The sequence below is a fragment of the Citrobacter koseri ATCC BAA-895 genome (assembly GCF_000018045.1).
In the GTDB taxonomy this organism is placed as follows: Bacteria; Pseudomonadota; Gammaproteobacteria; order Enterobacterales; family Enterobacteriaceae; genus Citrobacter_B; species Citrobacter_B koseri.
Genome location: NC_009792.1, coordinates 1,902,822 through 1,928,066 on the forward strand (window position 1 = coordinate 1,902,822; position 25,245 = coordinate 1,928,066).

Consider the following 25,245-nt stretch of genomic DNA (forward strand, 5'->3'; position numbering starts at 1 on the left):
GCTACTCTCCTTTCAGCACTTTAGCAGGCTCGACGCTTACCGCGCGTCGCACCGGAACAATCGCCGCCAGAATGGCGACCAGTAAAGACAACACCAGAGTAATGGGCAACACCGGCAGACGCAGCGAAATGGCGGCATTAAACACCGTTAATCCCAACAGTTGCGCCAGCAAATATCCCAGTACCCAGCCGCACGCCACCGCCGCCAGCGCGATGATGCTGGTTTCCAGCAGAATTTGCCGCACAATATCGCCGTTGCTGGAACCAAGCGCTTTTTGCAGCGCAAACTCGCGCGCCCGCTCGCCGACAATCGCCATCAGCGTGGTATTCACGCACAGCGAAGAGAGCGCCAGAATCACGATCGAGACCAGCCCCATCAGACCTTTAATTTTATCCAGCACCTGCCCTTCGGAAGCAGAGACCTTACGCACCGGACGAATCTCCAGGTCAGGATACTGCGCCTGCAACCGGCTGGCGTAGCTCTCCACCTGGCCGACATCGTTACTGACGCTAAGCAAGCCGTGGCTGATTTTGCCCGGCTGATGCAGCCAGGCCTGCGCCACGTCGAGGCTGACGATCAGCATGTTGTCCGTCGCATCGCCAGACTCCACAATGCCTTTAATCTGCAAATTCTTACGCTGATTGTGATCCACCAGCGTGATGCTGTCGCCCGGCTGCACGTTGAGGCGTTCCGCCAGTTTGACGCCGATCATCGCGTTACGGTCGTCAAAACTGACGCCAATCCAGCTACCGGTGACCTGCCAGTACGGCACCAGTTTTTGCAGCGACTCGAACCACACGCCAACCATCACCACTTTTTCCAGCTCGGTGCGCGCCATGCCGTACAACCACGGACTGGCGCCATGCACCAGCCCCTGCGGCGCCTGATCGAGAATGCTCTGCAACTCCTGCTGCGGCATACTGGAACCGTGCCCCGGCCCAATGTAAAAATTCGCGCCGAAGGTGCGCAGTTCTTCGCTCATTTTGGTGTTAATGTCGAACCAGACGGCAGAAAGCGCCGTCACGATGGTCGCCCCCACCATCAGCGCGGCAAACACCACGCTGACCCGCTGAAAACGCAGACGCAGCGCCCGCCACACCAGCAGCCAGAGCATGGTACGTTTAGCGGCCATACAGCACCTCCACAGGATACAGTCGGGCGATCCGCCGGGCCGGGAACCAGGTGCCGATCAACGCAATCAATACCGCAATCACCAGTACGCACGGCACCACAATCCAGGCAAAATTAAGCGGCGCGTCGAAGAGCATGACGCCAATCGCTTTCGCCAGCCCCCACCCGGCAATACATCCCAGCGCGCCGCCCGCCAGCCCGCTGGACGCCGCTTCCAGGTAGAACAGCAGCATGATTTGCCACTGTCGCGCACCCAACGCCTTCATCAAACCGATCTCTTTGGCGCGTTCCATAATGGTGCTGGTCATCAGCGAGGCGATCCCCATTGCGGAAGCCGCCAGCGCCGCGACGGTAACGACCGCCATCAGCAACTGAATTTTATCGATCACCACCCCTTCGGACGCCGCGACCTGCCATACCGGGCGCACTTCCGCACCGGAAATCGCCTCTTCCAGCTGATGCGCGATCGACGACACATAGGCCGTGCAATACCAGAGGTCGTACTCTTCGGCATTGAGCGCGTCCAGGTTTTCCCGCGCGCGGCGGGACAGTTCGTTTTCCGGCACCGTCAGCGCCGAGACGCGAATCGCCTGCACTTTTCCGGGGAGCCCCAGCAGGTGCTGTACCGTACTTAGCGGCATCACCAGTTGGTTATCTTCATCACCGCCGCTGGAGAGGATACCGCTGACAGTGACCTGCACCGCTTCACCTTCGGTACGTAATGTCAGCTTATCACCGGGTTTCCAGCCCATTTGCCGCGCCAGCGCGTGCCCGACTAAGGTCTGCGGCTCTGCACCTGCGGGTTCCTGCGGCCAGTCGCCAGTCACCTGCCAGTAAGGGCTGACCGTTTTCTGCCCCGTCTCATATCCCTCTTCATCAGGAATATCCACTGGCTGACTGAAGAAGGTGCCCAGAATCCGCACCGGTTCTCCCTCCACGCTGGCTTCGCCGCCGAGCATCGGCGCAAACCCGACAATGTTGTTTCGCCAGAAGATATCTTTGATGTTCGGCAGCTCGGCTTCATCAAGAAAATCCTGACCGGAAAGCGGATTACTGCTCTCACTAAACAGCGCGGGCAGCGCAGCCTGTCCGGCGGGTTCAATCAAAATGTTCGCACCATAAGACTTCAGCTCTCTGGACATTTTGTCGCCGATATCAATGGACACCGCCAGCAGCGCCGAAATCAGGCTGGAGGCCAGAAAAACGGTGATTATCGCCAGCACTTTGCGGCGTAAATTGCGCCCCCAGGATTGTCGTAACATCCGCCACAGCATGATTATTCCTCCCTCATGTCGGCAGGAACAAACTGCTCCGGCGTTTCACGGAAGCGTTCATAGTTAGCCTCTGACGAGAAGAACCAGGTCTTGCCGCCATAGCTGTATTTGTAATCGGCTGAGGTATTGGTCAACGTTGAACCATCGACCGGATCGGTCACTTTAATAGTCATGACCGTCGAGAAGTAGTTCACCCCTGTCGCCAGTTCTTTACCGGGGATCACCAGCTCTTTTTCATCATTGTGCCAGTTTTCAATCGGCACCGGGTTACAGCCACCGGCCTTGCCGATAGACGGAATAAAAATATGCACTCCGCAGGCGACGCAGATAACCTGATTGCCCTCCATGACATAACCCTGATCGCCGCACAGCAGGCAGGCGTCGAACACCACGCCAAAACGCAGCTTGTCGGGATAGCGGTTAATCACGAAGAAGCGCACCGCTTTGCCATCGTCCGCCACCCAGACGAAACGATGCAGTTTACCGTCACGAAGCTGTTCAACCGGCAGGCGCACCATGCCATCGCTCCCCAGCGTTACGGGCACGGCTTCAGAGAGTTGCGGCGGCTGCGAGGCCACTTTATCCCACCACAGCTGGCCTGCGATAACGACCACTGCGCAGCCGATTGTGACCAGCCACAGCCGCAAAGCGTTGCGACGCTGCGCCAGCGCCAGACGATGAGCGATCGGTTCTTCTGTTTCCCGCGTCTGTCGAAAAGCCCGCAACAGCGCCGGAAGCCAGCACAGCGCCAGGGCCAGCAGCAGCGCGGCTCCCGCCCAGTTATACAGCGCCGTGTTATTTGTGACTTTCGCCACGAAGCTCAGCAGTGATTTACCCAGCGGGACAACCTGTAATTTCATCAGCAACAACAGCAGGTTGCCGCTCAACGGCAGCCAGATCATCACCAGTAAAATCAGCGTTAACGGCCAGTACAGGCCGCGAATACGCCGCAGCAGCATCGCGCAGAGTACGCCCGCCAGACAGAGGATCGCAAAAGCGAGAACGACGGCCGTCAGATTTAACAGCAGGTCAGTATTCAGCACATGCGTACTGGTCAGCCCGCCCAGATTAGGGTCCAGCGCCCAATGGCGGGCAGCGCCGAAAATCAGAATCCCCTGCCACAGATAGCGGATACGCGTTGAAGCCCACCAGAAACTGAGGACAAACAGCAGCGATACCATGACCTCCGCCCCAACCAGCAGCAGTTGTACCGGTTGGCTGCCGTGAATAAACAGTCCCGCCAGCACGCCGGCAATCAGCCCGGTCAGCAGCGTCCAGGTCAGTGGACGTAAAGAGGGAGGATCGTTTCGACTCCAGAGAACACCGGAAAGAAGCGCAATGCAGAAAAAGACCTGTAGCGTCGTGACGAAAAAGTAACTCATAACTTCGACTCTGTACGGCGGGTTGAATTAAGCGACGGGCATATGATCGGTCTGACCAACGCGCCAGAAGGGGGAATCCTCCTGGCGCGTTGGTTAGTCGGTTTTAGTTCAGACCGACATATTTAAACTCGTAGCTCACATCAAACGGTTTCCACCAGCGGCCTACGCCTGTTTCGCTGTCAGTATGGCGATGCATCCCGGCTTTTGACGGCGGTTCAATGTGGTAGGTCACTTTATAGTTGCCCACGCCCATCATTTTGATGTTCGCGCCATAGTGCGGGCCATCGCTGGCAACCATCGGCATGAAGGTGCCTTCCTGTTTTTCGCCCGTGTCGTTGTTGACCAGGGTGTAGCTGATGGTCAGGTACGGGATCCATTCCCCTGCGCCAAAGCCGTTTTTATTGCCTTCTACAGCGTGGATATCCGCTTCAAGGTGAACATCGGCTTTTGCTGCCGGTAAGCCCATGCCGCGCGGTTCCATATCAATCGGTTGCAGGTAAACGGCCGCCAGCTCCATTTCATTCATGGTGACAGGCTCGCCTGCCGGGTACTCTTTAAAAGCAAACGCGGCTGGCGCAGTGAAAATGCTGGCCATCACTGCGCTGGCAATCAGGGTTTTCTTCATGGTCATCAAACGTATCCTCTCGTCTAAAACAACGGCTATACAACGATTATGGGTTATTTTTTATCGTCTCCCCGGGAACCGCGCTTTTGCGCCGCATCACCCACAGCGCCACCAGCGCCGCGAGCAGCAATACGACCTGCGGTAACAACGTTTCCACGTAGGGATAAATCCCCAGCCAGCTGATTTCAGGGAAGCCGTTAATCAACGTAGGCTGGAACAGTTTGCCTTCCACCAGTTCCAGAACGCCTTTGCCCGCAAAGACGAAGGCCATCAGATACATGAAACTGCCGGTAAACATAAAGAAGGGTTTCAGCGGCAGGCGCACCACTGAGTAACGCATCACCAGCCAGGCGAGCAGCAGCACCACGCAGCCAATCACAAAACCGGCGCCAATCGCCATATGGCCGGATACCGTGTTTGCATCGCCAATCAGAGCGTAATAGAACAGCACCGTTTCCGCCCCTTCGCGGTACACCGCCAGGAAGCTGGTCAGCCATAGTCCGACCAGGGAGCCTCGCGACAGGGAATGAGACAGTTTGCCTTCCAGCCAGGCTTTCCAGTGGCGCGCTTCCACTTTGGACAGCAGCCAGTAACTCATAAAGAACAGCATCACAACGGCAATCAGCATCGTTATGCCTTCCAGCAGTTCACGGCTGGCGCCGGAGTTAGTAAACAGCATCTGGAAGATAGCGGCGGTGATGACGCTGGCGATCAGCGCCACAATTACCGACTGACGAATAAGCGGCAGCTTATCCTGATGGTTGTTTTTCACCATGTAGGCCACGATTGCCGCCACAATCAGCAGCGCTTCCAGCCCCTCGCGCACGATGATCATCAGACTATAGAGCAGCAGACTCCACTGGGTTTCTTCGCCTTCGCCCAGCATCGTCACGGCTTTTTGCAGATCCTGCGCCAGCGCGCTGGCCTCCGCATTCAGGCGCTCAACCGGCTGACCGGCCTTCATCAGACTGACCAGGCGGGTAAAATACGCCTCCAGCGTGGTTTTAAATGCCGAATCGCGAGAGCCGATTTTGTTTTCCATGCCGCTGGCTTCGAAGCGGTCGAAGTAGGTATCCTGGATATCCAGAATCGCATTCTTCGCATCGCCGCCCTGATAGCGCGCTATCGCGTCCTGAATGCTCTGGTTAATTCCCGTCGTCACCTCAGCCCAGTCGGTACGGTTATTTCCCTCGTCCGCCGCCGGAATGTTGTCTGCGCTTTGCGCTGCGGCAACCTGCTGATCGTCACGGGTGGTTGGCAAGCCGGGTAAGATATCCTCGATATCCTGTAGCAGCGTAGTGACCTGATAAGAGACATCGTTGAGATGGTCAGGTTGCGCGGTCAGCGCAATCAGGGATGAGAATTGTTGGTTAATGGCGGCGGCATCTTTTGCAGAACGGTTTTGTCTGAGGGACATCTCCATCTCAGAGTTTTTAAAGCCCTGATAGTGCGCCTGTTGAACGTGCTGACTGGCAACGCTGTAGTTCCCGGCCTGATATTCAGTGACCGCCTGCGCCAGCAGATCGTCGATCGTCCTGAAACTCTCCTGCCAGTGAACGGCAATGTCGTCTCTGGACAGCGCGTTGTGCTGCTCTTCGGCCACCAGACGATGTCCGCCATCCAGCACCGGTTCCACTTCGCGCAGTGCGGCTTTCAGCCAGTCAATGCGCGCCTGAACGTCAGCGAGCGGTTTTTTCTCGCCAATCATTCGACGGATCTCGCCGAATGCGCTCTCCATCTCGTAACTTTTGCGCGCAGAAATGTTGATGCGGATCGGCCCTTCCAGGTTCTCGAACACCTCAAAATAGGCCATTTGTACCGTGCGGCGCGCCTCGTCGGTATGCTGTTGCTGATAAAGTTCCGCTGTTTTATCAAGACGTTGCTCGATATCTTCAATCAAAGGCGCATAATTCGTCGACGCCCAGACACTCATGCTTATAAACAAGCCAAAGAGAGTAACCAACAAAGAGTTACGGAAGTTACGCACGTGCACACCGCCAAAGAATACAAATGATAATTATTATCATTATATCTTTTTGTCGCGTTGTACATGACCTGGATCATAAAAATGTCAGCAGACGACAAGTTATGTAAACTTATTTCATCAAATCGTGATGAACACACACATTATGCGTTGATAAAAGGGACGTTATCTCCCTGTTTTTCTCATGGAATTAACGGCAAAGCAGGCGCGGTAACAGAGGAATAAATCCCCCTGCCGACAGTGATGTTATTCATTGTCGGCAGGCAGAAATAAAACGCGTTATTGCGTACAGCAATATTCAAAGATTAAGGTTATTTCGATCGCTGGCAAGACGCTGTAAGAATTGACCATATCCCTGCGGCCCCATCCAGTAGTTAATACTTTTCTCAACGCCGGTTGATGTCAACGTCGCGCCGGAAATACCGTCAACGGTATATTCATCGGCATGTTCAGGTTTATCCTGTACTATTTTCAATGCAGGATGTCCGCTGTTATCTAATAATCGTTTCCCTGGCCACTGTTTGCGCCAGCTGGCGTCTTCCACCCGGGCCCCCAGAAACGGCGTTTCCCGTTGCTGATAATAATACAGATTTCTCACCGTACGACCGTCCAGCCCCAGAGCAAGAAACGCATGCATCATGGATTTCGCGCCCTTACCGGTAACCGGAATGATAACCTGCTGAATTTCATTATTTTTATCTTTCACAAAGAACACATCCGCCACCGTACAGCGCTGACGAACCTGCGCTGGGTCGCGTTCAGGGGCAAGTTTTTCACACTTCTGGCGCGCGGCGTCCGTGCTGCTTTCAGCCACCAGCTCGCCGGAATCTAAATTAACATGGCGTTGAATAATATAACGATGATAGAGCGTTTCGACTGATTTTTTATCCTGGGCCTCTGATTTCATCAGGCCCGCAGCGTGTAAAATCGCCGCCTGTTTTTCCTCCCCTGTCGGCTCCGTCATTTCTCCCTGGAACAGCATAAACCATGCTGCCGCCGCAACAAAAATAAGGACACAAAGCACCATCATTGATGCAACAATAATTTTACCCTTGCGCATTGAATTGTTATCCCTGTCAAAATGGAAATCAAAAAAATCGCCTGAACGTATCACAGACTTTCATTCAATTAAAACAGATATGCCATTATCAATTCAGGTTTGCAACGTCAGGCAGCGGTAAAAAATAATAACTGGCGTCGGTAAAAAAGCAGCAAAAATAACAGAAAACACGCTCTCCGCTCGTTTTACACATCCTTACAATGGGTTAAAAAATGCCGGGTTTCCCCGGCACGCTATCAAAACATGGCTGCCCGCCACAGACGTAACTTCATGCCCCAGTAGCTGGTCCAGCCGCTGGTCGTGGTTACCACCTGCCCCTTCGACACCACCACCAGCGTTGGCGTGACGCTGATTTCCCAGTTTCGTGATATCTCACCGCCGCTATCATTCACGACGGGGAACGTCACCCCTTTACGCGATAACCAGCGGGAAACCTCCCCGTCATTACCGGAACGCAGCGCGATGGTCATGACGTTCTCCCCTTCCGACTGCAAACGGGCGACATCCGGCGTAGTGAAACGGCAGATACCGCACCAGCTCGCCCAGAAGTAGAGCAGCACCGGGCGTTCTTCACTGATCGACGCCAGCGTTACAGTTTCCCCGTCCAGCGTATGCAGCGGCGTGCTGTCAAACATGGCCGGCATCTGCGGAGAACGCCAGACATCCAGCAGGATTATCACGCCTGCCAGCAGAACCAGTAAGATCGCGCCTTCACGCAGCCAGCGGCGCAGTTTACTGAGCATGAGCCACCGCCAGTTTTTCTTTCACCACCGCCTCAAGGGTCTCCCACGATACCGCGCCGGGGATCATCTCGTCGCCAATGATGGTTGCCGGCGTCCCCTGAACGCCAACCAGCCGGGCGAGTTGCAGATTGGTGCTCAACGTCTCCATGCTTTTCTCATCCAGCGTAACCGGCGTGGCGGCGGACTTTTCCTGCGCCTGTTTAATACTGGCTGTGGTGTGGTAGCCCTTTTTCTGCATCAGTTTCTCATGCAGCGCTAAAAACTGCTGCGGGTGCTCACGCCAGGTGGTTAACGCGGTACGCGCCGACAGTACCGAGCTTTCGCCCTTAAACGGCAGCGGCTTAATCACTACCGCGACCTGCGGATACTTTTGCACGATCTTCTCCAGCAACGGATCAAGCTGCTTGCAGTACGGGCAGTTGTAGTCCGTAAAGTTGACGAGCGTCAGCGTCGCCTTCTCCGCGCCTATCCGTGGGCTGGCAGGATCGTTAAACAGCGCTTCCTGGATCAGCGCTTCAATTTGCTTTTCCTGCTCCGGCGTAAACGGCGCGGGTTCTTTCGCCACGCTCAGACCGGTAAACAACGCTAACAGCATAATCATCAGATATTTCATGGCGTAACTCCTTTCGCATCGCGCAACGTTTGCAGCACCGCATCGCGCGTCAGCAGCGTGGGCAATGACTGACCCTGCGGTAAACCGGGGCCATAAATCTGGTTAAACGGCACAGCCACCTGGCCGCGTTTTTTCAAAAAGTCGGTGATGTCATCCGCAGGCAGCGTCCAGTCGCCGCGCAATGCGACAACATCCGGCTGTTGCAGCGCATCCTGTATCTCTTCTCGCTGTAACACGTTGTACTTATTGACCTTGCAGGTAATGCACCACTCAGCGGTAACGTCAATGAATACGCGTTTGTGCTGCGCAAGCGCGTCCTGGATCGCCTGTTCGCTCAACGGCTGCCAGACGACGCGCTCTTTCGCCGGGCTGCTTGTCGCGTATCCCAGATGCGGCAGCAGGAGCGTCGCCAGCCAGATTGCCGAACCGAGCATCATAACGCCCAGTACGCGCCGCAATCCGTTCATCCAGCGTCCGGGGCGCGGCAGGCGCAGCGCCAGACCAGGGCGTAGCGCGACAAACAGCCACGGCAGGCTCATCCCCACCCCGAGCGCCAGAAACAGCCCCCATAACACCGGGAAGGAGGCCGTCAACGCCACCGCAACGGCCGTCCCGAGAAACGGCGCGCTGCACGGCGTCGCCAGCAGCGTGGCAAACGCGCCCTGCCAGAAATGACCGGCCATCCCGTTGCCGCCGTGGGTGGCAAGTCGGGTCGTCATCGCGGAAGGCAGACGGAATTCAAACAGCCCGAACAGGCTGGCGCTGAAGATCAACATCACCAGCACCATAAACCCGATAAACCACGGACTCTGGAACTGAATGCCCCACCCGAGCGCCTGATGGGTCAGCCGCAGAACGGTCATTAGCATCGCCAGCGCCATAAAAGAGGCAATAATCCCGGCAACCGACGCCAGAAACTGCCGCCGTATCCGCTGACGACTTTTCTCTTCGACGAGCAGAATCGAGCCGAGCTTCATCCCCAGCACGGGCAGCACGCAGGGCATCAGGTTGAGAATTAACCCACCCGCCAGCGCCATCAACATCACCTGCCAGAGCGGCAGTTCGGCGCTATCGGCCATTTTTGCCGTCGTACTGCCGATCGCCAGGGTGCTTTCCTGAGCCACGCCGTCATTCGCCAGTACCAGCGTGACCGTTTGACCACGCAAATCGGGCGCCCCTTCTCCCCAGCCATCGCTGACAGGAACCGTCGCCAGCAGTTTTTCGCCCTCAACACGCAGTTGCGGCTTGCCAAAATCAGCGTTATCAACGGCGTCGAGAAACAATGCTGGCGATGACCAGCCTCCGGCACGCGTAGCTTCAACCACCAGCGCACCAGGACGAGCGCCCACGCTGAGCGTCTGCGTCAGCCCCCGGGAGAGCGGGATCTGCCCCATCGCCTGGGCATAGTCATGCGCGAACGCCGGGTCATGCGCCGAAGGTTTGAGGGTAAAGGGGTAATCGGTCAACAGGCAGACATTGCTGCAAGTAGACAAGGTCAGCACACCGCTGAGCATCGCGGGTGACGGACCGCGAACCGTCATCGGGAAGGTCACGCGGTGGTGATAACCCTGAGTGGTCATACCGGCGACGTCAAAGCGCGACGGCGTCGGCCAGAACCAGTCAACCGCAGGCATATTTTCTTTCCAGGCAACGGCGGGCGCCACGCCCCCCTCCCCCGGCGAACGCCAGTAGGTTTTCCAGCCGTTTTCCAGTTTTACATCCAACAGTAACCGGGTTTCGCCTTCCGGGGACGTGTCCGCGCGCAGGCGGACGCTGGCATGGTCGTTATCCGGCGAGCGCAGCCAGCCGCTTTCTGCCGCCCACGAGACGGGCAGCCATAGCAATAACAGACAGCACAAAGTCTGCCTGAAAACAGTGATCATATTTTTTCTCCGTGAACAGGTAATTAACAGTCAGCAACGGCCAGACTGTCATTCACGGAATACGCAGAAGCGTAGATGGACTCTGAGTGTGGGAGGCGAGATTGCTCGCGGTGGAAAGAATGGCAGGCGTACGGCGCGTACGGGCGCCAGCAGGGACAACAACAGACACAGCGCGAGAATCGCCCCTTCAAACAGCACGGGCGGCGCGGCAAGCAATGATTTCGCGCTGAGTTCGCATGGCGTCACGGGCGAGGCATCATCAGCAGACGAGCTATCCGCCTGAGTGACGACCACCGTCGCGGCTGGCGCCATCTGCAAGGCGTGCAGACCCGCCATGCGCTGCGCGGTGCACACTATCACCACAACACATGCCAGGCAGAGGAACCACCATCCCAGTTGTTGACGTTTCGCCATGACATCCTCACTGATTGACGCGAGCTATCTTAGCCACTGACAAGGTTTTAGCAACCTTTGCGCTGTAAAGTTATGTCGGCGTCGCCCCGCTCATTACAGGCGAAACGCATTAGTTTTAATAATGATTTTGCTGTTTTCATACGCATCTTTCGGGTTTACCCTACACTTAACAACGATGACTTTTCCGGGGATTCCCTGCCGTATGTATTGATTTACGCGAGATAACGCTATGGAATTAAAGGATTATTACGCCATTATGGGCGTGAAACCGACGGACGATCTCAAGACTATCAAGACCGCCTACCGCCGACTGGCCCGCAAATACCATCCTGATGTCAGCAAAGAGCCTGATGCCGAAGCCCGCTTTAAAGAAGTGGCGGAAGCATGGGAAGTGCTGAGTGATGAACAGCGCCGCGCCGAATACGACCAGTTGTGGCAACATCGCAACGATCCGCAGTTCAACCGACAGTTCCAGCAGGGCGAAGGCCAGAGTTATAACGCCGAAGATTTTGACGACATTTTCTCGTCCATCTTTGGGCAACACGGCCAACAATCCCGCCAGCGTCAGGCGACGCGCGGCCACGATATTGAGATTGAAGTGGCGGTATTCCTGGAGGAAACCCTTGCCGAACACAGCCGGACGATCAGCTATAACTTGCCGGTGTATAACGCGTTCGGTCTTGTGGAGCGTGAGATCCCTAAAACGCTGAATGTGAAGATTCCCGCAGGCGTTGGCAACGGCCAGCGCATTCGTCTGAAAGGCCAGGGAACGCCGGGGGAAAACGGCGGGCCGAATGGCGATCTGTGGTTAGTGATTCATATCGCGCCACATCCTCTGTTTGATATCGTCAATCAGGATCTGGAGATTGTGGTTCCTCTCGCCCCATGGGAGGCCGCGCTGGGCGCGAAGGTCGCCGTACCAACGCTAAAAGAGAAGATTCTGCTGACCATCCCGCCAGGCAGTCAGGCCGGACAGCGCCTGCGCATCAGAGGCAAAGGCCTGGTCAGCAAAAAACACACGGGCGATCTGTACGCTGTGATCAAAATCGTGATGCCGCCGAAACCCGACGACAGTGCCACAGCCCTGTGGCAGCAACTGGCGGACGCGCAGTCCTCCTTTGATCCACGCAAAGAGTGGGGGAAAGCATAATGGTTAACGTAACCGTCACCTTTACAATTACCGAATTTTGCCTGCATACCGGGGTTTCGGAGGAAGAGCTTAACGAAATTGTCGGGCTTGGGGTGATCGAGCCCTGCGAGAACGAAACCGCATCCTGGTTATTTGACGATCATGCGGCGATCGTCGTGCAGCGTGCTTTACGCTTGCGCCAGGAGCTGGCGCTGGACTGGCCGGGCATCGCAATGACGCTGACCTTGCTGGAAGAAAATGACCGGCTACGCCAGGAAAACCGCTTGCTGATACAGCGTCTTTCCCGCTTTATCAAACACCCATAAAATAATAAACGGGGGTTGGCACACTGCCCACCCCCTTATTTTTATCACCGCGATACGGTAAAAAACTCACATTAACGTCACAGGGAAGCTGCTGGCCGCAACGGTTAAACCTTGCAGCCTTTTCCATTCTTTCGGCTGGTCACGCGACTTTCTTTTCTTGTTTCTGACGTTCCGCAAGAAAATCGCTCGCCGTAATCACCCTGCTCATCTCTACCTGAAGGCGGGCATTGTTTTCAGTTTCCCATACATCTACAGCAGTTTGCAGGTTCATCCAGAACTCTACAGAGGTATCGAAAACTTTAGACAGGCGAAAAGCCATGTCAGTCGTGAGTTTACGATTGTTGTTAACCAATGCGCTGGCGGTATTACGATGCACCTGCAACATTTCCGCGAGATCATTAATTTTGAGGTCAAGCGGTTCCAGGTATTCATACAGAAGGATATCACCAACTGTCGTGGGTTTTCTGGTTGCCTGGTTCATGAGTTAGTCCATCCATTTTGAGGGCAATTAAGCCGCTGACTCGGCTTAACCTTGTACAAATGGCTAAGCCGATAGTTTCACGCTTGTTTAATACTCATGTGGATCAAGGTAGAGGTCTTGTGCCTTGCCGTTCACCCATTTGAATATCAAACGATATTGCTTGTTAACTCTTATCGAAGAATATTCCTGCAATTTACCTTCCAGTTCTTCGTATCTGTTACCCGGCGGTGACTTCAAATCCTTGTAGCTAACTGCCGCGTTTATGATATCGAGCTTACGGGCCAATGCTGAATGTATATCCGGGGGAATTTTCTTATGTGGTGCAGAGTACATAAAAAAATCATCCAGCCACTGGTCACGGAAGTCTTCAATACTGACAAGTTTCTTTGGCATTCCAGGTTGCCTTCCGTTTCCTCAGGACAGGAACATTGTAACGCACATATGCACTGTGCACAAGTGCATCCATTTTAACTCAACTCCAAAAGCAGACGCTCGCAAAACTGCTCCATCGTCATTATTCCGTGGCAAAAGCCGTTAATCCGATATAAATCAAATCCTGCCCCCGGGAACCGCCGTAGCATAGTGGCATTCTGAATACATGTTCACAGGGAAATAAAGATCATGGGTGGGATGAAAAGAACGCGCTGGCAGCGTCGACCAGGCACCATCGGCGGTAAATTGCCGTGGAATGACTGGCGAAATGCATCGACCTGGCGCAGGGCGACACAATTTCTGCTCCTGCTGATCAATATTTATATTGGCATCACATTCTATTTTTGGGTCCGGTATTACGAAACTGCCGCCGCCAGCGTTTATGTCCCCAGACCCGGTGGTATTGAAGGCTGGCTTCCTGTCGCCGGTTTGATGAACATCCGATACACCTGGGAAACCGGTCTGCTCCCTCCTGTTCACGCCGCCTCCATGCTGCTTCTGGTTGCATTTATCGTCATCAGCCTGCTGCTAAAAAAATCTTTTTGCTCATGGCTGTGCCCTGTTGGCGCGTTGTCAGAGCTGATCGGTAAACTCGGAGGAACGCTCTTTGGCCCGGCGATTGCCCTGCCCCGCTGGCTGGATATTCCCCTGCGCGGTCTGAAATATCTGTTATTGAGCTTTTTTCTTTATATCGCGTTATCCATGCCTGCACAGGGTATTCAGATGTTCCTGATGTCAGCTTATGGCATTATTATCGACGTTAAAATGCTCGATTTTTTCCGCAATATTGGAACAACCACGCTTATCTGCGTCATATTTTTCGCCGTCGCCAGCTTATTTATTCGTCATTTCTGGTGTCGTTATCTGTGCCCTTACGGCGCTCTGCTTGGTCTGTTTTCGTTTTTTTCTCCCTTTAAAATCCGCCGCAATGCCGACAGCTGTATTGATTGTGGAAAGTGCGCTCAAAATTGTCCCTCCCGTATCCCGGTAGACACGCTGATTCAGGTCAGAACCGTTGAATGCACAGGCTGCATGACCTGCGTGGAGTCCTGCCCGGTTGCCTCAACGCTCAACTTTTCACTACGCACGCCTTCTGGCGCGCCGGAAGGAAAACGCGAGGCGATAAAACCGTTATGGCGACAGGCCGCGCTCTCGGGCGTCGCCATGACAATATTGATACTCGGGATACTTTTTGCCGCTATCGCGATTGCGATGTATGCCGGCGCCTGGGATAGCCCGGTGCCGGAGCATCTTTACTTCCGCTTAATTCCCCAGGCGAGGATGATTGGGCATTAGTTAAGAAATAACGCGCCTACGCTGGCGGTGTTTTCATCCTAAATGGCGCTTCGCCTCCTGGCGCACCCGGTGCAGTACGTGATGTTTGATCCCACTGTAAGCCGGGTGTTCAGCCAGGGTTTCGATATCGCGTTCGCGGCCAAAAGGCAGGATGACCTCCTCAACAATTTTTCCAGGCTTCGCCGACATAATCAGAATACGATCGGCCAGAAACAGCGCCTCTTCTACGTCGTGAGTCACAAACAGCAGCGTGGTGCCGGTGGCAAGCCAGGCATCGCGCAGGAGTTCCTGCATCATCAGACGCGTTTGCGCATCCAGCGCGCCGAACGGTTCATCGAGTAGCAACACTTCCGGCTCCGGCAGCCAGGCGCGGGCCAGCGCCACGCGCTGTTTCATCCCGCCGGAGAGTTGCCAGGGCGCATGATGTTCAAAGCCTTTCAGCCCTACCCGCGTCAGCCAGTCCAGCGCCTGGGCGTTGACCTCATCTTTGTGGTATTTCCCCAGCCGTGGGCCAAAGGTGACGTTTTCCAGAACCGACAGCCAGGGAAACAAATTTGGCTGCTGGAAGATCATTCCCCGGTCTGGCCCTGGCAGCTTCACTGTCTTTCCGCCTGCCGCTACGCGCCCGCGATCCGGCTTGTTGAATCCGGCGACCAGATTCAGGATCGTGGACTTCCCGCAGCCGGACGGCCCCAACAGAACAACAAACTCCCCTTTCTCCAGAGACAGGCTGATATCGTCCAGCACCGTGAACGGCTGCGGTTTTGCCGCAAAAGAGAGCGATACGTTTTCCAGTGTGATGGCACTCATTACTCTTTCCCCGCCCAGGGCACAAAAAAGCGTTGCAGCCCCAGCAGCAATAAATCCAGTAAATAGCCGATACCGCCGAGCAGCAGAATCCCCAGCATCACGATATCGGTTCGCAGATACGAGCTGGCGTTAACCACCATCCAGCCGAGACCCGAACTGGCCGCCACCATTTCCGCCGCGATGAGCGATGTCCAGCCGATCCCTATCGACAGCCTGACGGTGGTAAACAGTTCCGGCAGCGCATCCGGCAACACCACGCGCAGAAAAATCTGTTTGCGCGACGCGCCGAGCGTTTGCGCCACACGAATACGCGAGCGACCAATACGATCGACCGCAGCAGATGCCCCCACGACCACGCTCAGGAAGGTGGCGATGAAGATCAGAAAGAACTTCGACGCCTCACCGATCCCCAGCCAGACGACCGCCAGCGGAATAAGCGCAATCTTGGGTAGCGGGCGCAAAAACTGCACGAACGGATTCAGTACCGCCGCCAGACCTTCCGACAACCCCATCAGCAACCCCAGGGGGATGCCGATGAGAATTGCCACAGAAAAAGCGCTTAGGGCCCGGGCCAGGCTGACTGCGACATGCTCCCACAACGGCACCTGACGATAACCATCAGCCAACAGCTCTTCGGTTGTCAGACCGATATCCTGTAGCGACGGCAGCAGCAGCGGGTCCACCCATTGCCGCATCGTCGCCACTTGCCAGACGATAAAGAAAATAGCCACCGAAACGACGCTGATGGCGATGTGATAACTCAATCTCATTGCGCTGCTACCGCCGCGTCACGGATGTAGCGGGAGTTAATGGCGCTGTCCCAGTTCGCCGGGATATCACGTTTGCGGATCTCGCCAATCCCCGCCAGGAAGTCAGAGGTTTTGGTCAGCGCTTTACCAATACCGCTGTCAGTCGTCTGGGTTCCATTGCCAAGCCAGTCCGCCGTACCCTGCTGCGTCAGGGTTGGGTATTCCAGCCCACCCAACGTATTCACGGCAGTCGTCACCGGCGCGCCCACCTCTTTCGCCACAATCGCCGCCGCGCGTTCCGGGTCTTTCTTAAACTCATCAACTTTTTCCTGATGAACGCGCAGGAACGCGCTGACGGTTTGCGGATACTGTTCGGCAAAGGCTTTACGCACGACGTAGTTGTTGTAAATCAGGTAGCCGTCCTTTTGCAGATCTTTGGTCGCGAATACCTGATGCCCGCCGGAGGCTTCAAGTTCCTGAGCAAACGGCGCCCAGACATAGCCCGCGTCGATATCGCCGCGTTTCCAGGCCGCGACCATTTCCGCCGGACGCAGCGGCAATAAGGTTATTTTGCTGCGATCGAGATGGTTAACGCTGATGGCGGCTTCAAGCGCATATTGCGCCGTCGAGTTTGGCGGATAGGCTACGCGTTTGCCTTCAATATCGTTAATACGGGTAATGCCGTCTTTACCAATTAAACGCTCGTAGCTGGCAATCACCCCGGAGACGCCGACAATCTCCACCGGCAGTTTTCTGACAATGCCTGCCGTTGCCGGGCTGGAGCCGAAATTGGCAATATCAATCGCGTTACTGGCAAAATAATTTAACGCATCCGCACCGGACGCAAATTGCACCCATTTGACCTTGCTGTGTAAAGCGTTATCCAGAGAACCATCGGCTTTTGCCAGCATCAGCACCTGAGAACCGCCGCTGTATGCCACGCGGACTTCTGCGGGTGTTTCGGCAACGCTGGTATTGACCCACAGGCCACCCGCTGCAAGTAATACGCAGAGACTTTTTTTCATTTAATTTATCCTTTAAATAATAACGTTATTAATGCCATGCTTCGCGCTGCGTTAGCCATAACCGGGCACACTGTTGCGCCAGCGCTTCTGCGGGATCAATCGACACGGCTAAATGCGGGGATGTCACCTCCGCCAGCGCAACTGGCACTTCCGTGCAGGCCAGCACCAGCCTCTCTGCGCCGCGATCGCGCAATGCCTGAGCCTGTAAACTCAGCAGCTCACCACCGGTACGCAGTTCGCCGCGTTTTACCGCATAGCACCCCGGCACAAACCACTGCCGCAGCTCCTCTGGCGTCGGCTGCACGCTTTCAATCCCCATAGAGGCGAAACCGTGCTGGAACCAACCGGCATCCAGCGTGCCCTGCGTAGCGATAAGCCCGACCCGGCGGGGCTTCTCTTTCCCTTCAAATACCGCCAGCGTGGCATCCACAATATGCAGCAACGGCGCGTCGCTGTGCTGCGCCAGCGCCTCATACCAGTGGTGCGCCGTATTACAGGCGATCACAATGTGGCTGGCGCCCGCACGGTTCAGCTGTTCCACACCGAGCAAGAGCTGCGGCAACGGCGAAGGCCCCGTTCCCGCCAGCGCCTGTTGGCGATCCGCAATTTGCGGCACATTCCACACCACATGGGGGATTTGCTGTTGATCGCTGCTGGCGGGCGTTGCGCGCAGCAATTTATGCATCAAATCAAGCGTCGCCAGCGGCCCCATGCCGCCAAGAATCCCCAGCAGAAAAGGCGTGCTCATGATGACAAAGAATCTGCGATGACCTGACGATAGCCAAACAGACCTGCGCTTCCTCCCGTATGGATAAACACCACATTCTCATCCTTGCGGAAATGGCCTTGACGGATCAGATCAATCAATCCGGCCATGCCTTTACCGGAATAGACAGGGTCGAGCAGAATCCCCTCGTGCTGCGCCAGCAGTTGCAGCGCTTCAAGCATCCCCTCGGTGGGCAGACCATAGCCTTCGCCCACATAATCACTGTTGGCGACCACCGCCTCACGCGGCAATTCACCCGGCACGCCGAGCAGTTCCCGGGTCTGCTGCGCCAGACGCCAGACGTTGTGTTCCTGTTTATCGCGCGGGGCGCGTACGCTAATCCCGAGGAGAGGAATGCCGCTGTGCGTGGCGGTTAAACCCGCAATCAGGCCAGCCTGCGTGCCTGCGCTGCCGGTGGCATGGACGATATGATCGATACGCAGCCGTAACTGGCTGGACTGCCAAAGCAACTCTTCCGCGCAGGATACGTAACCCAGCGCCCCGATTGCGTTCGAACCGCCACCGGGGATGACATAAGGGGTATGGCCCTGCGCACGCAGGCTTTCCGCATGGTGCTCCATTGCCTGCTGCATATCCGTACCGCCGGGCAAATGGGCAATAATTTTGCCGCCGAGCAAACCGTCCAGCAGCACATTGCCGGATTGCTGATACTCATCACCCAGCGTCGTGACGCGTTGTTCGAGAAAAATATGCGCTTCCAGACCCAGTCTGGCCGCCGCCGCGACGGTCTGACGCACATGGTTAGACTGCGTGGCGCCCTGGGTAATGATAATATCCGCCTGTTTCGCCTGGGCGTCGCCAAGCAAAAACTCAAGTTTGCGGGTTTTATTGCCGCCAGTGGCAAGGCCGGTGCAATCGTCTCGTTTTATCCAGATATTTGGCCCCCCCAGCAAGCGTGAAAGTTGAGTGAGGGGCTCCAGTGGAGTCGGGAAATGGCCAAAATGAAGCCGGGGAAAACGCGCCAGATGCATAATAACTCCTGTAAAGAATAACGACGCCGCACATTAAAATTCGGCAGCGAGAGTAAGAAAGGTTCATGGAATATAAGAATGACTATATTGATTTTCTCACTCGCGGCTTACCAAGTTTTTCAGCTATGGATATGAGGAAAAAAGATAAAACAAAAAACGATCGCGTTATTTATTCGCCAGCATTCATTAACTGACCATCCTGCCGATCCGTTTAAACAAATAACCAAATATGTCTTTTGGTGCGCAGGCACGCTCAGGTATTTAATGCTTCCAGGGCGACAAACGCCTGCCAGTTGACGTCATCAATCCAGATGCCCTCTTCCTGGCGCCGGGCATACGCGCGCAATTCCGGTTCTCCGGGGAGCTGCACATCGTGCCCTTCCTGCCCGTTACAAACCCAGTCAACCTGCGCTAACAGCGCCTGTGAGTAACGTTCCTCCGCACCCAACCGCGCGGGGTCAAATAGAATCGACAGCATATTGTTGATGATTCCGGCACGCGGCGGAATCTGCTGGCTTTCGGTCTCGCCGCCGGTCAGCGCAGCGCCGAGTAAGCTACATATTAGCGACAATCCCGCGCCTTTATGGCCGCCAAAAGGCAGCAAAGCGCCGAGCGGCTCAGTCATTAATACGGCAGGGTCGGTCGTGGGTTGCCCGTTCACATCGACCGCGCATCCTGCCGGGATGGCGCGCCCTTCATTCCAGGCGATGCGCGCTTTATTGCCCGCAATGGCGCTGGTCGCGAAATCAAGGATAACCGGAGGACGGTTCTGTAGCGGTACGCCCACGCAAAAGGGGTTTGTACCAAGCCTGGCGCGCAGCCCATCGAACGGCAACACGGCCGACGGCGCCGCCACGTTAGCAAAATGGATCGAGACCAGCCCGGCGCTCGCCACCTGCTCAGCCCATGCGCCGATCCGCCCGAGATGGTGGGTATTAGACAAGCCAATTATTGCCACCCCAAACTGGCGCACACGCTCAATACCCACGCTCATGGCCTGTTCGCCCAACGCCTGGCCGAAGCCATGTCCCCCATCAAAAGAGACAATCGGCCCGGCATCAGACAAGGTGGTCAGCGTGGCGCCAGGGTTCAAATCTCCCGCCAGAATGGCCCGAATATAGCGAGGCAACAGGGTCACGCCATGCGAGTCGTGGCCTTTTAATGAGGATTCGACCAGGTTATCCGCTACTTTTTGCGCGATACCAGATCCCGTACCCACCCGTACCAGATAGCGTTGTAAAAGCGAACGTAAGTGATGATGTGAAAATAATGGCATGATTCTACTCACGGACATTGCCCCTGCAATGGTAAGGGCTATTAAAGAGGTGAGTCCGACTATAGCGAGGATGTATTTGTTACATAACCATGAATAATGACTAAGCTTTTCCGCTTATTAACTAACACGCCATGAATATCGTTATTCATTTTCCTGATATTCATTGCCATTTAAATCATTTCCTTTCCCTCTCGCCTCTGCCCATGATTTTTTGCTGAGAAACACCTTTCTGGGGAACAGATATGAATAAAAGAAACAGGGTATTTGCCTGGACGCTGGCGTTTTCCGCCCTTGGCGGAGTCAGCCAGTCGGCATTTGCGGAAGGGAACATTAGTATCGCGCAGCAATTTGGCATCGGTTATTTAATTCTTGATGTGGTGCGAGACCAGCAGCTTATCGAAAAAGAGGGGCAAAAAGAGGGGCTGGATATCAAGGTAGAGTGGCGCACGATTTCAGGCGCAACCGGGATGAATGAAGCGTTGCTCTCTGGCGCTCTGGACGTTGCGTCAGCAGGAGTTCCCCCGGTACTCACCCTATGGGATCGCACCAAAGGTAAGCAAAATGTGAAAGCGATAGCCTCGCTGGGATCGATGCCCAATTATTTATTGAGTAATAACCCGGCGGTAAAAAGCATTAAAGATCTGACCGAAAAAGACCGTATTGCCGTTCCGGCGGCTGGGGTCGGTTTTCAGTCTCGTACATTACAAATCGAGACGGCGAAATTATATGGCGACCAGGACTTCAAACGCTTCGATAAGATTAGCGTCAGTTTACCGCACCCGGACGCCAGCGCGGCCTTAATTGCTGGTGGCTCGGAAATTACCACGCATTTTTCCAGCCCGCCGTTTCAGTATCAGGCGCTGGAGCACAGCAACGTGCATAAAGTGCTCAGTTCCTATGATGTGCTGGGTGGGCAGGCGACATTTAATGTTCTCTATACCACCCAGAAATTCCATGATGAAAATCCAAAAACCTATAAAGCGTTTTATCGCGCCCTCAGTGAAGCCGCAAATATCATTAACCGTGACAAAAATGCGGCTGCCGAAACGTATATTCGCGTCGAGAAATCACGGCTGCCCTTACCGCTGGTACAAAAAATTGTTAACGATCCAGAAATCAGCTTTACGGTTTTCCCTGAGCGTACTGGCGTATATGCCGAAAAACTCCATGAGCTTGGCGTACTGAAAAATAAGGCCGACTCCTGGAAAGACTATTTCTTTAACGAAGCATGGGAAAACCCAGGCAGTTAAACCGCGACACCGGAGGCTCTGATGGTCACTCAGCAAATCGACGGCCCGCTGCTACAGGTCAGCAATGTTGATATTGAATACCGTACCCGTGAACGGCAAGTGCGCGCGACGCATGATGTCAGTTTTGATGTCTGGCCTGGCGACCGCTTTATTTTGCTTGGGCCGTCAGGCTGCGGGAAATCAAGCCTGTTGAAAGCCACAGGCGGTTTTCTCGCCCCGCGCAGCGGCCACATTTCACTTTCGGGAACGCCGGTTAGCGCTCCCGGCCCGGAACGCATGATGGTATTCCAGGAGTTTGACCAACTGCCGCCGTGGAAAACCGTGCTGGAAAACGTCATGTTTCCTCTGCTGGCCAGCCGGAAAGCCAGTCGTTCACAAGCAAAAGAGACGGCGCTGCATTTCCTCCACAAAGTCGGGCTGGCAGAATTTGCCGACGCCATGCCCCATATGCTCTCCGGCGGGATGAAGCAGCGCGTCGCCATTGCGCGGGCGCTGGCGATGAAACCACGCATCCTGCTGATGGACGAGCCCTTTGCCGCGCTGGATGCGCTGACCCGACGCACAATGCAGGAAGAACTGCTTGCGCTCTGGGAAGAAGAGCGCTTTACCCTGCTGTTCGTCACCCATTCGATTGAAGAAGCTCTGGTGGTGGGCAGCCGTATCCTGGTGCTTTCGCCGCATCCAGGGCGCGTCAGGGCGGAGCTTAACTGTCATCAGTTCACGCTTAATGATTTCGGCAGCGAGGCGTTTCAGCACGCTGCGCGTCATATTCACCATCTGTTATTCCCGACAATCGGGAACAGTCCGTCTCACTCATCCGGCGAGGAGCCAGAGTATGTCCCAGCCACCGTACATTCGTCCTGAATTCGAACGCGAATTACCGCCGCTGCGCAATCTGCCGGTAGAAACGCCGCTGCCTTTAAACCAGCGCCTGTGGAATCAGACGTGGTTGCGCAAGTGTCTGATTGTCGCCCTGGTGCTGGCGCTATGGGAGATCGCCGCGCGCATCCAGCAAAACGATCTGATGTTGCCCGGAGTACTTCAGACGTTGCAGGCGTTTAGCGAAGACATGCGCAATGGCGAACTGCCGGAAAAAATCGTCAACTCACTCAGTACCCTGTTGAAAGGGTATCTGGCAGGCAGTGCGCTGGCGCTGATTGCCAGCGCGCTGGCCGTGACCACCCAGTTTGGCCGCGATCTGCTCAGCACATTAACCGCGATGCTAAATCCGCTGCCGGCAATTGCACTGCTGCCGCTGGCTTTGCTGTGGTTTGGTCTGGGGAATGCCAGCCTGATATTTGTGCTGATACATTCAGTGATGTGGCCAATCGCGCTGAATACCTGGTCCGGCTTTAGCAGCGTACCGGAAACGCTACGCATGGCGGGGCGCAACTACGGCCTCAGCGGGCCACGCTATGTGATCACGATTCTTATTCCGGCATCGTTGCCCGCTATCCTGTCCGGGCTCAAGATCGGCTGGGCGTTCGCCTGGCGCACGTTGATTGCCGCCGAACTGGTATTTGGCGCGTCCAGCGGCGAAGGAGGCCTGGGCTGGTATATCTTCCAGAATCGCAATGAGCTGTTCACCGACCGGGTATTTGCAGGACTGTTAACGGTAATCGCGATTGGCCTGCTGGTGGAAGGCGTAGTATTCGCCAGTCTGGAAAAGATCACGGTGAAACGCTGGGGGATGCAGCGTTAACCCCTCCCCCGCGTTCTTTGCAGCCGGACGTTGTCCGGCTTAGCGCGAAATGGTCTTAGTTCCCTTTTTGCTTTTCACGTAGCCACGGCGTTCTGGCGATCAAGACCTGCTCACACTTTACCGATAGCGGTTTCATGAAAGACGACAGCCTTTCGATGCAAATCAGAATCCCAAAATACAGCATCACCGCCTGGGTCGCATTCAGTACCGACATATCGATATTGGCGCTGACAAATATCACCACCACATGCTGCAACAGCATAATAATGTAGGCCCGCGACGCCAGGCTGGATAACCCCTGCCGGAAGCGATCCAGATTAAACAGGGGATGAATCAGCGGGTATCCCGCCAGCAGAATGAAGAGGAATGCCGCAGCAAACAACAGGCTTGAGGGTTTCAGAGGAAACAGCACTTCCCGAACCGGTAGCTGATCAATATGCGCCACAATCACCCCGGTCACCACCAGCAGCAGGCTGACTGACGCCGCCTGAAGACGGTAGCGCGTGAACCACGGCTGAAAGTGTATGAACAGCATCCCGAAGGTAAAATCACTTACCCGAACCTGTGCTGACCAGTAAGGGTTCACGATGCTTTTATCATATGCCAGTAGCGTAACGACGACCGCCGCCAGCATCGTACAGACAGGAAAACGGACAATGGCCCAGTAAATCACCGGAGAAACGGCGTACAGCAGGATAATACAGCCAATAAACCACTCTCCGGTGAAGTACGCGGTATTGATGTCGTAGACACCGTGCAGATAATGGTCAAACCCGAGAACGGAAGGCAGCAGCGAGTGAAATGCACGCTTCCCGGCGAGCACGTCAGCCAGCGGATTGCCGGGATAGAGGAAAAACACGCTCAGGATGAGGAACAGGATCGCCATTGAGAAATAAGCGATGTTGTAGGGAAGCAGGATCGAATAGACGCGTTTCAGGTAATACTCCTGCACAGAGTATTTACGCAGCGACAGGTAAGCCAGCGCGCCGGATATCATGAAGAAGAAAGAGACGCCCAGCCGCCCTATTCCTCCGGTCAGGTATTCGCGCGGGAACGTCAACACGGTACTGGTATCGAACATGTAGCTGTAATGCGAGGTGACAACCAGCAGTACAGCCAGAATGCGGAGAATATCAAAAAAATAATTACGTGTTGTTTGCATACTCTTTCTTGTTAACAAGCCAGCAGACAACATGACAAAGGTCCGGTTGCATACTGGGAAAATGACCAGGCCTGTTCAAGGATAACGTGTAGATTACGCTTGCGTGATACTTTGCAGATCCCTCAGCATCCTTCTGAGGCACTTAAGTTTGTTTTTATCCCGTATAACGCTCCAGAACTTGCTCAGTTGAAAGAGTGTCTTATCTCCAAAGCCGTCAATAACTTTGAAGCGGTACTCCTGACGAGCATCGTCCCAGGCATAAACAATATTTTTGCAATGCAGCGAGTTGATAATGACGTCTGTATGAATAAACCACGCTAAAAAAGCGTTGAGCTTACTGAATTTCTCCGCGTCCAGTTCGTTGTGCTTTGCAAGGTCATACAATGTTCTGGCAATGTTGCCCTGTTGGTCATGCTCTTTGACGATAACCTGCCCAATCCCTTTATCTGTCTCCACTAGCCCTTCAATTTTCTGGATGAAGAGCGAGTCAGTTTCGTCGCGCGGCTTGCACTCTTTGACGTCCCGATAGACTTCACGAAGCTTACTTTTATATTTGGGAATGCTCGGGATGACGACTTTGATCAGTAGTTGATGATTGTGCGGATGCTGAAAGACGTAACGATCGTTCCCTCTGGCCAGTAAATCATTTTCGGTCAAGGTAAGCTTTTTCATACAGTGTTGACTCATAAAAGAAAAAAACAGACTGGCCCATGCAAACGAAGAGATGGCGTTACGTCATA

At 54.9% G+C, this 25,245-nt stretch carries 26 protein-coding genes; 6 read left to right on the forward strand and 20 right to left on the reverse strand.

From position 1 onward, the window contains the following. Window position 1: 1 nt before the first annotated feature. From CKO_RS08710 to CKO_RS08755, 10 genes are all read right to left on the reverse strand, one after another. On the reverse strand, window positions 2-1,132 hold the full coding sequence (locus tag CKO_RS08710) for an ABC transporter permease (RefSeq protein WP_012132912.1): 1,131 nt from the start codon (window positions 1,130-1,132) through the stop codon (window positions 2-4). Continuing rightward, window positions 1,122-2,405, reverse strand: a complete 1,284-nt coding sequence (locus CKO_RS08715; RefSeq protein ID WP_012132913.1) for an ABC transporter permease — start codon at window positions 2,403-2,405, stop codon at window positions 1,122-1,124. The genes CKO_RS08710 and CKO_RS08715 overlap by 11 nt, the downstream gene beginning before the upstream one ends. A 2-nt stretch (window positions 2,406-2,407) precedes the next feature. Then, a complete protein-coding gene (locus CKO_RS08720; protein WP_000119836.1) occupies window positions 2,408-3,787 on the reverse strand; it encodes a Fe-S-containing protein in 1,380 nt (459 codons plus the stop codon). 103 nt (window positions 3,788-3,890) lie between these two features. Continuing rightward, a complete protein-coding gene (locus CKO_RS08725) occupies window positions 3,891-4,418 on the reverse strand; it encodes an iron transporter (protein ID WP_012132914.1) in 528 nt (175 codons plus the stop codon). A 40-nt stretch (window positions 4,419-4,458) separates the two neighbouring features. Beyond that, window positions 4,459-6,345, reverse strand: coding sequence for an FTR1 family iron permease (locus tag CKO_RS08730; protein ID WP_012132915.1), 1,887 nt, complete (start codon window positions 6,343-6,345; stop codon window positions 4,459-4,461). Window positions 6,346-6,694: 349 nt separating this feature from the next. After that, on the reverse strand, window positions 6,695-7,456 hold the full coding sequence (locus CKO_RS08735) for a Na(+)-translocating NADH-quinone reductase subunit C (protein WP_012132916.1): 762 nt from the start codon (window positions 7,454-7,456) through the stop codon (window positions 6,695-6,697). Between the two features lie 236 nt (window positions 7,457-7,692). Further along, window positions 7,693-8,199, reverse strand: coding sequence for a protein disulfide oxidoreductase (locus CKO_RS08740; protein WP_012132917.1), 507 nt, complete (start codon window positions 8,197-8,199; stop codon window positions 7,693-7,695). After that, entirely contained in the window at window positions 8,189-8,812 is a 624-nt protein-coding gene (locus CKO_RS08745) for a DsbA family protein (protein WP_012132918.1), read from the reverse strand. The genes CKO_RS08740 and CKO_RS08745 overlap by 11 nt, the downstream gene beginning before the upstream one ends. Continuing rightward, window positions 8,809-10,695 carry a cytochrome c biogenesis protein CcdA gene (locus CKO_RS08750; protein ID WP_012132919.1) on the reverse strand — a complete coding sequence of 629 codons (1,887 nt, stop codon included), beginning with the start codon at window positions 10,693-10,695 and terminating at the stop codon, window positions 8,809-8,811. The genes CKO_RS08745 and CKO_RS08750 overlap by 4 nt, the downstream gene beginning before the upstream one ends. A 48-nt stretch (window positions 10,696-10,743) precedes the next feature. Beyond that, entirely contained in the window at window positions 10,744-11,109 is a 366-nt protein-coding gene (locus tag CKO_RS08755; RefSeq protein WP_012132921.1) for a hypothetical protein, read from the reverse strand. 229 nt (window positions 11,110-11,338) lie between these two features. On the opposite strand from CKO_RS08755, the gene cbpA reads away from it, so the two are divergent. Then, window positions 11,339-12,259, forward strand: coding sequence for a curved DNA-binding protein (gene cbpA / locus CKO_RS08760; protein WP_012132923.1), 921 nt, complete (start codon window positions 11,339-11,341; stop codon window positions 12,257-12,259). After that, window positions 12,259-12,564 carry a chaperone modulator CbpM gene (cbpM, locus tag CKO_RS08765; RefSeq protein WP_012132924.1) on the forward strand — a complete coding sequence of 102 codons (306 nt, stop codon included), beginning with the start codon at window positions 12,259-12,261 and terminating at the stop codon, window positions 12,562-12,564. The genes cbpA and cbpM overlap by 1 nt, the downstream gene beginning before the upstream one ends. Window positions 12,565-12,703: 139 nt before the next feature. Here cbpM and CKO_RS08770 read toward each other — a convergent pair whose 3' ends face one another. Further along, window positions 12,704-13,045, reverse strand: a complete 342-nt coding sequence (locus CKO_RS08770) for a HigA family addiction module antitoxin (RefSeq protein ID WP_012132926.1) — start codon at window positions 13,043-13,045, stop codon at window positions 12,704-12,706. A gap of 87 nt (window positions 13,046-13,132) precedes the next feature. Beyond that, window positions 13,133-13,438: a type II toxin-antitoxin system RelE/ParE family toxin gene (locus tag CKO_RS08775; protein WP_012132927.1), complete on the reverse strand. Its 306-nt coding sequence runs from the start codon at window positions 13,436-13,438 to the stop codon at window positions 13,133-13,135. A gap of 228 nt (window positions 13,439-13,666) precedes the next feature. Here CKO_RS08775 and CKO_RS08780 point away from each other — a divergent pair, with 228 nt between their 5' ends. Then, complete coding sequence (locus CKO_RS08780; protein ID WP_012132929.1) at window positions 13,667-14,773, forward strand: 4Fe-4S binding protein; 1,107 nt, start codon at window positions 13,667-13,669, stop codon at window positions 14,771-14,773. 33 nt (window positions 14,774-14,806) lie between these two features. On the opposite strand, the gene CKO_RS08785 is transcribed toward CKO_RS08780, so the two are convergent. The 6 genes from CKO_RS08785 to CKO_RS08810 all read right to left on the reverse strand — a co-directional run bounded on the left by CKO_RS08785 (window position 14,807) and on the right by CKO_RS08810 (window position 20,391). Next, window positions 14,807-15,583: an ABC transporter ATP-binding protein gene (locus CKO_RS08785; protein ID WP_012132930.1), complete on the reverse strand. Its 777-nt coding sequence runs from the start codon at window positions 15,581-15,583 to the stop codon at window positions 14,807-14,809. Then, window positions 15,583-16,353 carry an ABC transporter permease gene (locus CKO_RS08790; RefSeq protein ID WP_012132931.1) on the reverse strand — a complete coding sequence of 257 codons (771 nt, stop codon included), beginning with the start codon at window positions 16,351-16,353 and terminating at the stop codon, window positions 15,583-15,585. Before CKO_RS08790 ends, CKO_RS08785 begins: the two co-directional genes overlap by 1 nt. Beyond that, on the reverse strand, window positions 16,350-17,357 hold the full coding sequence (locus CKO_RS08795; RefSeq protein ID WP_012132932.1) for a taurine ABC transporter substrate-binding protein: 1,008 nt from the start codon (window positions 17,355-17,357) through the stop codon (window positions 16,350-16,352). Before CKO_RS08795 ends, CKO_RS08790 begins: the two co-directional genes overlap by 4 nt. Window positions 17,358-17,385: 28 nt before the next feature. Continuing rightward, window positions 17,386-18,105, reverse strand: a complete 720-nt coding sequence (gene cuyB, locus CKO_RS08800; protein WP_012132933.1) for a cysteate racemase — start codon at window positions 18,103-18,105, stop codon at window positions 17,386-17,388. After that, on the reverse strand, window positions 18,102-19,115 hold the full coding sequence (gene cuyA / locus CKO_RS08805) for a D-cysteate sulfo-lyase (RefSeq protein ID WP_012132934.1): 1,014 nt from the start codon (window positions 19,113-19,115) through the stop codon (window positions 18,102-18,104). The genes cuyB and cuyA overlap by 4 nt, the downstream gene beginning before the upstream one ends. Before the next feature lie 253 nt (window positions 19,116-19,368). Continuing rightward, window positions 19,369-20,391, reverse strand: a complete 1,023-nt coding sequence (locus CKO_RS08810; protein WP_024130460.1) for a malate/lactate/ureidoglycolate dehydrogenase — start codon at window positions 20,389-20,391, stop codon at window positions 19,369-19,371. Between the two features lie 242 nt (window positions 20,392-20,633). Here CKO_RS08810 and CKO_RS08815 point away from each other — a divergent pair, with 242 nt between their 5' ends. The 3 genes from CKO_RS08815 to CKO_RS08825 are packed head-to-tail and all read left to right on the forward strand — an operon-like array spanning window position 20,634 to window position 23,343. Then, window positions 20,634-21,641, forward strand: a complete 1,008-nt coding sequence (locus CKO_RS08815) for an ABC transporter substrate-binding protein (RefSeq protein WP_012132938.1) — start codon at window positions 20,634-20,636, stop codon at window positions 21,639-21,641. A 21-nt stretch (window positions 21,642-21,662) separates the two neighbouring features. After that, on the forward strand, window positions 21,663-22,505 hold the full coding sequence (locus CKO_RS08820) for an ABC transporter ATP-binding protein (protein ID WP_012132939.1): 843 nt from the start codon (window positions 21,663-21,665) through the stop codon (window positions 22,503-22,505). Beyond that, window positions 22,477-23,343, forward strand: coding sequence for an ABC transporter permease (locus tag CKO_RS08825; protein WP_012132940.1), 867 nt, complete (start codon window positions 22,477-22,479; stop codon window positions 23,341-23,343). The genes CKO_RS08820 and CKO_RS08825 overlap by 29 nt, the downstream gene beginning before the upstream one ends. Before the next feature lie 55 nt (window positions 23,344-23,398). Here the strand turns inward: CKO_RS08825 and CKO_RS08830 are convergent, their stop codons facing one another. Both CKO_RS08830 and CKO_RS08835 read right to left on the reverse strand, forming a co-directional pair. Further along, a complete protein-coding gene (locus CKO_RS08830; protein ID WP_012132941.1) occupies window positions 23,399-24,505 on the reverse strand; it encodes an acyltransferase family protein in 1,107 nt (368 codons plus the stop codon). A gap of 93 nt (window positions 24,506-24,598) precedes the next feature. Next, on the reverse strand, window positions 24,599-25,177 hold the full coding sequence (locus tag CKO_RS08835) for a PhoP regulatory network YrbL family protein (protein WP_012132942.1): 579 nt from the start codon (window positions 25,175-25,177) through the stop codon (window positions 24,599-24,601). Window positions 25,178-25,245: the final 68 nt, after the last annotated feature.

Excerpts from the sequence above, each read along its gene's own strand:
- cbpM (WP_012132924.1), top strand. The coding sequence starts at position 12,259 with ATGGTTAACGTAACCGTCACCTTTACAATTACCGAATTTTGCCTGCAT.
- cuyB (WP_012132933.1), bottom strand. The coding sequence starts at position 18,105 with ATGAGCACGCCTTTTCTGCTGGGGATTCTTGGCGGCATGGGGCCGCTG.
- cuyA (WP_012132934.1), bottom strand. The coding sequence starts at position 19,115 with ATGCATCTGGCGCGTTTTCCCCGGCTTCATTTTGGCCATTTCCCGACT.
- CKO_RS08720 (WP_000119836.1), bottom strand. The coding sequence starts at position 3,787 with ATGAGTTACTTTTTCGTCACGACGCTACAGGTCTTTTTCTGCATTGCG.
- CKO_RS08710 (WP_012132912.1), bottom strand. The coding sequence starts at position 1,132 with ATGGCCGCTAAACGTACCATGCTCTGGCTGCTGGTGTGGCGGGCGCTG.
- CKO_RS08790 (WP_012132931.1), bottom strand. The coding sequence starts at position 16,353 with ATGAGATTGAGTTATCACATCGCCATCAGCGTCGTTTCGGTGGCTATT.
- CKO_RS08715 (WP_012132913.1), bottom strand. The coding sequence starts at position 2,405 with ATGCTGTGGCGGATGTTACGACAATCCTGGGGGCGCAATTTACGCCGC.
- CKO_RS08835 (WP_012132942.1), bottom strand. The coding sequence starts at position 25,177 with ATGAAAAAGCTTACCTTGACCGAAAATGATTTACTGGCCAGAGGGAAC.
- CKO_RS08825 (WP_012132940.1), top strand. The coding sequence starts at position 22,477 with ATGTCCCAGCCACCGTACATTCGTCCTGAATTCGAACGCGAATTACCG.
- CKO_RS08770 (WP_012132926.1), bottom strand. The coding sequence starts at position 13,045 with ATGAACCAGGCAACCAGAAAACCCACGACAGTTGGTGATATCCTTCTG.
- CKO_RS08815 (WP_012132938.1), top strand. The coding sequence starts at position 20,634 with ATGAATAAAAGAAACAGGGTATTTGCCTGGACGCTGGCGTTTTCCGCC.
- CKO_RS08725 (WP_012132914.1), bottom strand. The coding sequence starts at position 4,418 with ATGACCATGAAGAAAACCCTGATTGCCAGCGCAGTGATGGCCAGCATT.
- CKO_RS08730 (WP_012132915.1), bottom strand. The coding sequence starts at position 6,345 with ATGAGTGTCTGGGCGTCGACGAATTATGCGCCTTTGATTGAAGATATC.
- CKO_RS08785 (WP_012132930.1), bottom strand. The coding sequence starts at position 15,583 with ATGAGTGCCATCACACTGGAAAACGTATCGCTCTCTTTTGCGGCAAAA.
- CKO_RS08755 (WP_012132921.1), bottom strand. The coding sequence starts at position 11,109 with ATGGCGAAACGTCAACAACTGGGATGGTGGTTCCTCTGCCTGGCATGT.
- CKO_RS08795 (WP_012132932.1), bottom strand. The coding sequence starts at position 17,357 with ATGAAAAAAAGTCTCTGCGTATTACTTGCAGCGGGTGGCCTGTGGGTC.
- CKO_RS08735 (WP_012132916.1), bottom strand. The coding sequence starts at position 7,456 with ATGCGCAAGGGTAAAATTATTGTTGCATCAATGATGGTGCTTTGTGTC.
- CKO_RS08740 (WP_012132917.1), bottom strand. The coding sequence starts at position 8,199 with ATGCTCAGTAAACTGCGCCGCTGGCTGCGTGAAGGCGCGATCTTACTG.
- cbpA (WP_012132923.1), top strand. The coding sequence starts at position 11,339 with ATGGAATTAAAGGATTATTACGCCATTATGGGCGTGAAACCGACGGAC.
- CKO_RS08745 (WP_012132918.1), bottom strand. The coding sequence starts at position 8,812 with ATGAAATATCTGATGATTATGCTGTTAGCGTTGTTTACCGGTCTGAGC.
- CKO_RS08750 (WP_012132919.1), bottom strand. The coding sequence starts at position 10,695 with ATGATCACTGTTTTCAGGCAGACTTTGTGCTGTCTGTTATTGCTATGG.
- CKO_RS08775 (WP_012132927.1), bottom strand. The coding sequence starts at position 13,438 with ATGCCAAAGAAACTTGTCAGTATTGAAGACTTCCGTGACCAGTGGCTG.
- CKO_RS08810 (WP_024130460.1), bottom strand. The coding sequence starts at position 20,391 with ATGCCATTATTTTCACATCATCACTTACGTTCGCTTTTACAACGCTAT.
- CKO_RS08780 (WP_012132929.1), top strand. The coding sequence starts at position 13,667 with ATGGGTGGGATGAAAAGAACGCGCTGGCAGCGTCGACCAGGCACCATC.
- CKO_RS08820 (WP_012132939.1), top strand. The coding sequence starts at position 21,663 with ATGGTCACTCAGCAAATCGACGGCCCGCTGCTACAGGTCAGCAATGTT.
- CKO_RS08830 (WP_012132941.1), bottom strand. The coding sequence starts at position 24,505 with ATGCAAACAACACGTAATTATTTTTTTGATATTCTCCGCATTCTGGCT.